The organism is Coprococcus intestinihominis, from assembly GCF_040096555.1.
Classification (GTDB): domain Bacteria; phylum Bacillota; class Clostridia; order Lachnospirales; family Lachnospiraceae; genus Coprococcus_A; species Coprococcus_A intestinihominis.
Genome location: NZ_JBBMEK010000156.1, coordinates 1 through 7780 on the forward strand (window position 1 = coordinate 1; position 7780 = coordinate 7780).

General features: G+C 38.7%; 7 protein-coding genes and 1 pseudogene. All 8 read right to left on the bottom strand.

The annotated features are described in order from the left end of the window. Positions 1-445, bottom strand: a 445-nt coding sequence (gene pssD / locus WMO25_RS11750; protein ID WP_349085478.1) for a PssD/Cps14F family polysaccharide biosynthesis glycosyltransferase, incomplete at its 3' end; no start/stop codon positions are given. Positions 446-1012: 567 nt separating this feature from the next. Continuing rightward, positions 1013-2074: a glycosyltransferase family 2 protein gene (locus WMO25_RS11755; RefSeq protein WP_349085485.1), complete on the bottom strand. Its 1062-nt coding sequence runs from the start codon at positions 2072-2074 to the stop codon at positions 1013-1015. A 244-nt stretch (positions 2075-2318) separates the two neighbouring features. Continuing rightward, positions 2319-2465: pseudogene (locus WMO25_RS11760) on the bottom strand (UDP-glucose 6-dehydrogenase); the annotation flags it as partial. Positions 2466-2669: 204 nt separating this feature from the next. Beyond that, entirely contained in the window at positions 2670-3362 is a 693-nt protein-coding gene (locus WMO25_RS11765; protein WP_227081899.1) for a CpsD/CapB family tyrosine-protein kinase, read from the bottom strand. Further along, positions 3349-4143 (bottom strand): YveK family protein, encoded by a 795-nt coding sequence (locus WMO25_RS11770; RefSeq protein WP_349085480.1) that lies wholly within the window; start codon positions 4141-4143, stop codon positions 3349-3351. The genes WMO25_RS11765 and WMO25_RS11770 overlap by 14 nt, the downstream gene beginning before the upstream one ends. Before the next feature lie 119 nt (positions 4144-4262). Further along, positions 4263-5000 (bottom strand): CpsB/CapC family capsule biosynthesis tyrosine phosphatase, encoded by a 738-nt coding sequence (locus tag WMO25_RS11775; RefSeq protein WP_349085481.1) that lies wholly within the window; start codon positions 4998-5000, stop codon positions 4263-4265. A gap of 242 nt (positions 5001-5242) precedes the next feature. Then, on the bottom strand, positions 5243-6352 hold the full coding sequence (locus tag WMO25_RS11780) for an alginate O-acetyltransferase AlgX-related protein (protein ID WP_349085482.1): 1110 nt from the start codon (positions 6350-6352) through the stop codon (positions 5243-5245). A 15-nt stretch (positions 6353-6367) separates the two neighbouring features. Then, a complete protein-coding gene (locus tag WMO25_RS11785; protein WP_349085484.1) occupies positions 6368-7729 on the bottom strand; it encodes an MBOAT family O-acyltransferase in 1362 nt (453 codons plus the stop codon). Positions 7730-7780: the final 51 nt, after the last annotated feature.

A 7780-nucleotide genomic window follows, 5' to 3' on the forward strand; every position in this document is an offset into this window, starting at 1 on the left:
TAACTGCCTTCGGGTACACTTTCTTCATTTCTTCCCATTCCACAATGAACTTATCTGCCACTGGATAGCAGAGTTTTCCTGCAATTGTGGAAGCATCAATTCTATCGAACACTTCAATGTAAATAGTTTTAGCGCCCATCAGCTTACCAATCCAAAAAAACGGAATTGCAGGCGCAGCTCCGGAACTGATGATAAGATCTGGCTTCTCTTTAGGAAGGATTTTCAGTGCTCTCCACGTGTTGATAAGAATGGCTTTGATGGAACGGTTTGAAGGATAATAGACGGAGTACATCTTCTCTCCCTTAAGAAGAGAACGAGCATCTTCCTTATCAAAAGTCACCCAAAATCTATTCTTATCCTGCCAGAAAGGCTTCAACATATATAAATGTGTGAGATGCCCGCCAGATGAACCGACTAGACACACTTTTAATTTCTTTTCTGCCATATTTGCTCCCCTCCTCGGTTTCTATCTATTATTCTTCTCTCCCACGCCATCTGGTGTGGTGTGTTGTTTTCTTGTTTTGTTTTTATGGGGTTTTCTATCCCATTCACCCAGTGTCCTCTACCCTTTCTACCCCATTCACCCAGTGTCCTATACCCTTATCTTTTACCCCTCTTTTAAACTTCCTATTTAAACCTCTATCTTCTTCTCCACCCTCATGAGTGGTTGATTGGTTTTGATGGTTAGTTTGGTTGAGTAGATTTTTGTTGTTGTGTTGTGGTTTTTCTTGTTTTGTAGTTTGGTCTGTTTTGTTTTTCTACTTCTCTTCCTCTACCCCATTCACCCAGTGTACCTTTAACTTTCTTTTACCCCTCACTTAAACTTCCTTATCCACCCCAATCTTTCGGTGCTGGTATTAGTGAAAGTGGTTGGAAATAGTACATATAAGGTAGGGTGGAAAGAATGGGGAACCAACCGCTAAACCATGACGAGCATACAAATATACAGTGTATATCTTTTTTAGTGCTTTTTAGTGGGTCTATACCCTGCACTCTTGTGGGGACATCAAATCTACCAGACAAGTCTTCGCCAATGGAATGTAAGCATTCCAACCACCCTCGCTACCATAATCGGAATTTGCAAAACAATTTCTTCTATTGTTATTAAAATCAGTTTCGGTATCCATCTCAAAAGGCTCCTCATATTTTTCTCTGTATCTATGTATGCTGCAAATATTGTCAATCCAATTTGAGCCAAAGCATATCCTGCAAACACCAACGAACAAAACGGAAACATATTCTTGTCTATCAACAAAACCGTGTAAATTACCCAAAATATAGGCCCAAGTAACTCAATCACGAACTGATAGCACATTGTTACGAGCCCCAATAGCCCATAATGTGGATTAGCAATCATGTTATAGTGCTTGATAAGACAATCCATCAATCCCCTTTGCCACCTGTCTCTTTGGTGTAATAACCTTTTAATGCTATGTGGCACTCCGGTATAACAGACAGCAGTTGGATCATAAACAATCTGTTTCTTCGATTGCTGATAGTCTTTCTCTTGCAATCGAAGAACCAACTCCATATCTTCTCCAACAGTATCGATATCATACCCATTAATTCCCAGCAGAGTGCTTTTGCGAAAGACCCCAAATGCCCCTGAAATCAAACACTGTGCGTTTAACCTGGCAAATATGCTCCTGGAAATCTGAAATGTCTTCATATATTCGCAAGACTGAATCGCTTCCAGCTGACATGAGTCTTCTCTTTTAACAAGTAAGCGTCCACCGACAGCAACCACTTCATCATTTCGGAAATGCTTTACCGCCTTAGAAAGAGCATCTTCCTGTAATACACAATCAGCATCAAGTATACAAACCAAATCATTTCTTGCATGGCAAAGCCCTTCATTCAAAGCATTTCCCTTTCCCTTTTTTCGGATATAAAACTCTCGCAACAAATAATCCGAATCTTGATAAAAAACATCTTTTTCAGCCACATCTGTGCCCTGTGGAAGATCTTTGATATCATTTCTTAGAATCAAAATCTCACAATTCGTACATTCCTGTCGTATAACGGATTCTATTGTTTCGTTTATGATTCTTAATCCGGTTAAAGGAATCAGGATACTTACTGAAAATCAGATTTATTTATCATCCTCATCTCCTCTGCTATAGTTTATCGACATTCCGGTCGAGTTCTGTATGAGCTTGGATTTCTGTCAACAAAATCCATGTGAAAACTCAACTGAGAATTTATGATAGACATTTCTGTACTCTACATACTTAAAAGAAGTAGCCTTTTCAGCATTTCGTATGCTTTTTATTGGCCTTTTACAACAATCCTACTTCAGCAAACTGCGTTGGCCGCACATTAGTAGGGGCCGCAATGACAACAAAATCAGCATCGGCGTATGCGGTCTTAGCATCCAGCGTTGCAGCCAAATTCAGTTCTTTCTCTGCGAGATACTTCTCGATATAGTCATACTGAATCGGAGACTTACGGTTGTTGATCATCTTACTGTTGATTTTGTTCTGCATTACTACTTATTCCCTCTTTTAGTCTTGTTATGTGCCTGTGATAGGCACTTCTTCCTGCCCGCAAAAACACTGCGCTTTCTGACGCGCAGTGTTTTTGCGTAATAGAAATTGCTACAGATTATATCTGCATATTCGTGTTCTATGTATTCATGTTCTATATTCTATGTACCGTTATTCTATGTATCAGTACTCTCCGTATTTGCCGTAGTGGCCATAGTACTGCCCATAGCCACCGTAACTCTTATTCTCAGATATCTTGACCTTGTTTAATACAACGCCAAGCAACGGACAGCCGCTGGCTTCCAGCTGCTCTTTCATCTTCTGTGCCATTCTCCGGCTGACTTTCTTCTGTTCAATGACCATCACCATGCCGTCCACGCTCTTGGCCACAACGGCCGCATCAATCACCGCGCCGATCGGAGCACAGTCCACGATGATATAGTTAAAACTCTTCTTCATGGCTTCAATGGCTGCCTTGAACTTCGGATTTCCCAATAATTCCGCCGGGTTCGGGGCATTCAGACCTGCAAATGCCATATACAGATTCTTGATGTTGGTCTTGCAGATCACATCATTGAGGGGCACAAAACCTGCCAGATAGTGACTCAGTCCCTTGACCTCCTGATCCGGCATACATCGATTGTATAAAACGGATTTTCTCAAATCCGCGTCAAGAAGGATGACACGTTTACCATCCTCTGCCAGTGCTTTGCAGAGGTTGAATACAACCGTACTCTTCCCCTCATTAGGAAAACTACTCGTAAAAGCGATACACTGTTTGTCCTGCCCGCAGAAATAGATATTCGTTCTCAGCTGTTTATAATATTCGCTGACGGCTTCGCCGTCATCGATTCTTGTCAGATTAATTGAATTCATCAGTTTCGATTTCCTTTCTCTTTCTGGATGTCTTTTTCCCCTGCTTTGCTCGCTGCTTCTTCTGCTTCTTAGCCTGTCGCTGCTGCTTTTTACCATTGTAAGGAAGCACTGCCAATGTTGTCATACCCAGATATTTCTCAATGTCGTCTTCTGTCTTAATAGTATCATCCATCAAATAAAGTACTGTAATGACTGCCATAGCCAGAACAATACCTGCCAGAAGGCCCAATGCACAGTTCTTCTTCAAACTCGGGCTGGATGGTTTCTCAGGCACAGCCGCCTCTTCATAAATCTTGATTGCCTGCATGCCAGTGATCTCTTTCAGCTTTGACTCAGCCACGGAAGCCACTTCATTGGCAATATCTGCAGCTGTCTTCGGATTCGGATCATTCACTGTCACCTGAAGGATACGGCTGGATGTCGGATTCGTCACCTCAACCTTTTCGAGAAGCTGCTGATAATCTATCGTCAGATTCAGCTTCTTGATCACATCTTCCATAAAACTGCGGCTCTCGATCATGCTGGAATAGTCACTTGTCAGCTGCTGACCAACCTGCATATCACTCAGAGTAGAGGAATTACTATTACTATTATCCGGCATAACATACATCATGGAAGATGCACTGTATAACGGTGTCATCAGAATTGTTGTGCAGGCAAACATGATCACAAGACCAACAATACCTGCCAATAAAATCGCCGCCAGGTGCTTCTTCATCACCATCAGCAGTTCCAGTAAATCAATTTCCATCTCTTCATTGTCATTTCTTTTCTTTTCCATTACTACTTACTACTACTTTCCATTCTTTAAATTGTTGTGTTGGTAAACTGCGGGTGTCGAGTTCTATCGACTTGATATCGATTCTCGCAGATTAATGTCAAATTCTGTCGTTTTTGACATCAGGTGCTGCTGATCAGGCGGTTCTCCAGAATTGCTCTCGGATTCTCCTCTGCCAGCTGTCTGAGTCTTGCGCGGCCGCATTTCTTCTCAATCCATTCGGCAGCTTTCCGGTACTGTGGCGGTCTCGATGTCATATTGTGGGCATCGGTTCCCAGCACATCGATATAGCCATCTTCCACCAGTGCCCGACACCGGCGCACCCATCGGTCAAAACGCCCGCCGATCAGGCCATCGGTATTCATCTGCAGAATAATCCCGCTCTCCTTCAGTTTCTCTAACTTGTCCCATTCATCAATCAGACAATCCAGACGCTCCACATGGGCTAGAACCGGCAGATAACCCCCATACAGAATCTGCTGCAGACCACTGTAAACATTATGATAAGAAGCATTCGGCTTGTACTCCACCAGCACATAACGTCCGCCGTTCATAGTCGTGATACTACTGCTATCCAGATATTTCACCATATCAGGGAAATACATCACTTCATTGCCCCGGTACAGATGCATGTCTTCATACTGCTTTTTCGCATATAATTCCAATGCCCGAAAAGCCCGCATGACCTTCTTCGGCCGCTCCGCATCATCCGCATTGTGTCTGTTGTAATGGGGTGTGACGCATAAGTGCCGTATACCTTCCTCATACGCCATGTCCAACATCCGGCATGACATCTCAAAAGTCTCGGCTCCATCGTCCACTTTCGCTAGTATATGGGAATGAATATCATAAAACTCCATACTGAACCTCATTTTCTCATATTAACGTATATTCATATCTATTATATCGAGCGACCATTTTTTGTCAACTGCAAGGATGGCTTTTTTTGAGAACTTTTGTCAAAAATATAAGAGATAATATCAAAAACAGCTTTAGAATTAACTTTCGTTAATTTTGGAAGAGAATTACATTTAACCTATAATAATCATTTTTTCAAAAAAATATAATGATTTTATTCCAACAATTTAATATCCATACATCTTTATTGAATTGAAAAATCCTTCAATGTATAAGCCAATCGTTCAACAGTTTCATAAACATATACATCCGGATGCTGTTCCGCAAAATCTTCATAACTATATGTATTAGAATATCGGAAATAACTTTCATTAAACTGTGACCCTATATATGGAGCCATAGCTGTAGAAAACGAGTCCCTACGGACATATAATTTTCTTGGATCCGCATTATCCGCAACATAACGAAATACCGTATTAAAATCTTCTTCTAAATTTTGTACATTATGTGTTTCATACCCATCAACTTGGTAATCAAAATCTGCAAACGTTAATTCTTTTAATAAATGCAGCATTGAGGCAAGATCCCCTGCTCTATTATTTATTTTTGTTATATGTATCCGGTCATCTTCAATAGATGGCATATTAATTCCTAATTCTTTCAAAAGTGCTGCTGCACCAACATAACCACCAATTTGATTCCAATGCGTATCTGTTTTATAATAAATATTATCATCCAAATATTCCTTAACAGACATTAGCTCCTCATATGGATAGACGACTCTCAAATCCGTATTTTCTTTTAAATAATTAACAATTTGAAGTACTCTATAATTATCCGCCGGCGTTTCAAACCGGTCCGGCATATCTTCTGAGTATATTCTTTCCTTATTCGGTGCAATAAAAATAATAAATTCTATATTTCGCTCTGCCAAAAAATCTCTTTGCTTAACACAATTTTCCGCAATTTCCTGCAATTCTGCCTCTGTATAAAGATTATTTCCTTGATAACAGCCTATTGGATCTCCATCATCTTTATTATCATAAAACAACCAGTTATCCTTCCCAATGATGACTTTACTATTAGCAGATCTATCAAACACGAAATAATCAATCGATGAATTTAATTTGATAAGATTATTTCGAAAAGGTAATTGATCATTAAAATAGTTATCATACTCTTCCGCAAATGTTCCATAATTATCCACTGTCAATCTCGGTTGCTCCGACATTTCCCTATTCTCATAATTCTCCGTATCAACATATTTTTCAAGCAAAATCCAAAACAGCCACAAAAAACAAATAACTATGATAAATGTAAATAGAATTATCTTTGGTCCGATTTTTTTCTGCATTTCCGCATTTCTCCATTAAAACTGAAAATAAATAAAAGGATTATAGGTATCACTGGCTATAGATGCCAAACAAAGGATCAATAATAGAATACAATAAATAGCTTCTATTATTGAATCTTTCCATTTATCTGCGATCTTTTTCGGTACTATAATTTTTAATAATCCCATACCTATTACAGCACATATCCCGACAAAAATTGTTTTTCTATCTAAATAAAAGCCCTGTTCTATTCCTATGTCCATATGTCTCCATGGCATAACCATTCGTGTAATATATCTTATACCTGTCAAAGTATCATTGGCTCTGAATAATACCCAACCAAAATTTACAACTAAAAAACAGTATAAAGTTGATATAATTTTCGACTTATTAAGTACTTTCTTAAATCCCATACGTTCGACAATCGAAAAAAAGCCATGATAAAGTCCCCACAAGATGAAAGAAAAATCTGCGCCATGCCACAATCCGGTTAAAAAGAACACAATTACTAAATTCACATATGTTCTGACTTTACCTTTTTTATTTCCGCCTAATGGAATATAGACGTATTCTCTAAACCAAGAACCTAAAGATATATGCCATCTCCTCCAAAATTCCGAAATAGATTTCGATAAATATGGATAATTAAAGTTCTCTAATATATCAAAACCAAACATTTTTCCAAGCCCAATCGCCATATCCGAATATCCTGAAAAATCATAATAAATCTGAAATGTATATGCTAACGCCCCTATCCAGGCCGCTCTTATATCGATTACCGTAATATCATACGAATATATTGTATCAACACACATTCCCAAAACATTTGATATTAACACTTTCTTTGCAAGTCCATATATAAAACGTTTAAAACCGGAAGAAACTTTCCACCACGTAATATTTCTTTCTTCTATCTGTTTATTAATTTCCCGATATTTTACAATCGGTCCCGCTATAAGCTGAGGGAAAAAAGAAATATATAATGCGACATTAACGATTTTAGGAGAACATTCAGTATCCCCCCGATACACATCAACAATATATGATATTGCTTGGAATGTAAAGAATGAAATACCAATTGGCAAGACAATATTCGGAACCGGTAGCCATTCTCTATGCACAATTTTGTTTATAGTCGATATAAAAAAACCGGCATACTTATAATATCCAAGTATTGTCAAATCACATACTATGCCTATAACTAAATACATCTTTTTTGTATTGCCTTCATATCGATCAATTGCCTTTCCAATTGCCCAATTGATAATGACAGAAAACATCATCAACAAAACTAAATATGGTTCTCCCCAGGCATAAAAAATAAGACTTGCTATTAATAATAAAATATTAGAATACTCTTTTTTACAAAAATAATTCAATATAAATACTATCGGCAAAAACATGAGTGCAAATTCCGGCTCATCTGACCACGCATTCCGCTAAGAACT

Excerpts from the sequence above, each read along its gene's own strand:
- WMO25_RS11765 (WP_227081899.1), bottom strand. The coding sequence starts at position 3,362 with ATGAATTCAATTAATCTGACAAGAATCGATGACGGCGAAGCCGTCAGC.
- WMO25_RS11770 (WP_349085480.1), bottom strand. The coding sequence starts at position 4,143 with ATGGAAAAGAAAAGAAATGACAATGAAGAGATGGAAATTGATTTACTG.
- WMO25_RS11775 (WP_349085481.1), bottom strand. The coding sequence starts at position 5,000 with ATGGAGTTTTATGATATTCATTCCCATATACTAGCGAAAGTGGACGAT.
- WMO25_RS11780 (WP_349085482.1), bottom strand. The coding sequence starts at position 6,352 with ATGCAGAAAAAAATCGGACCAAAGATAATTCTATTTACATTTATCATA.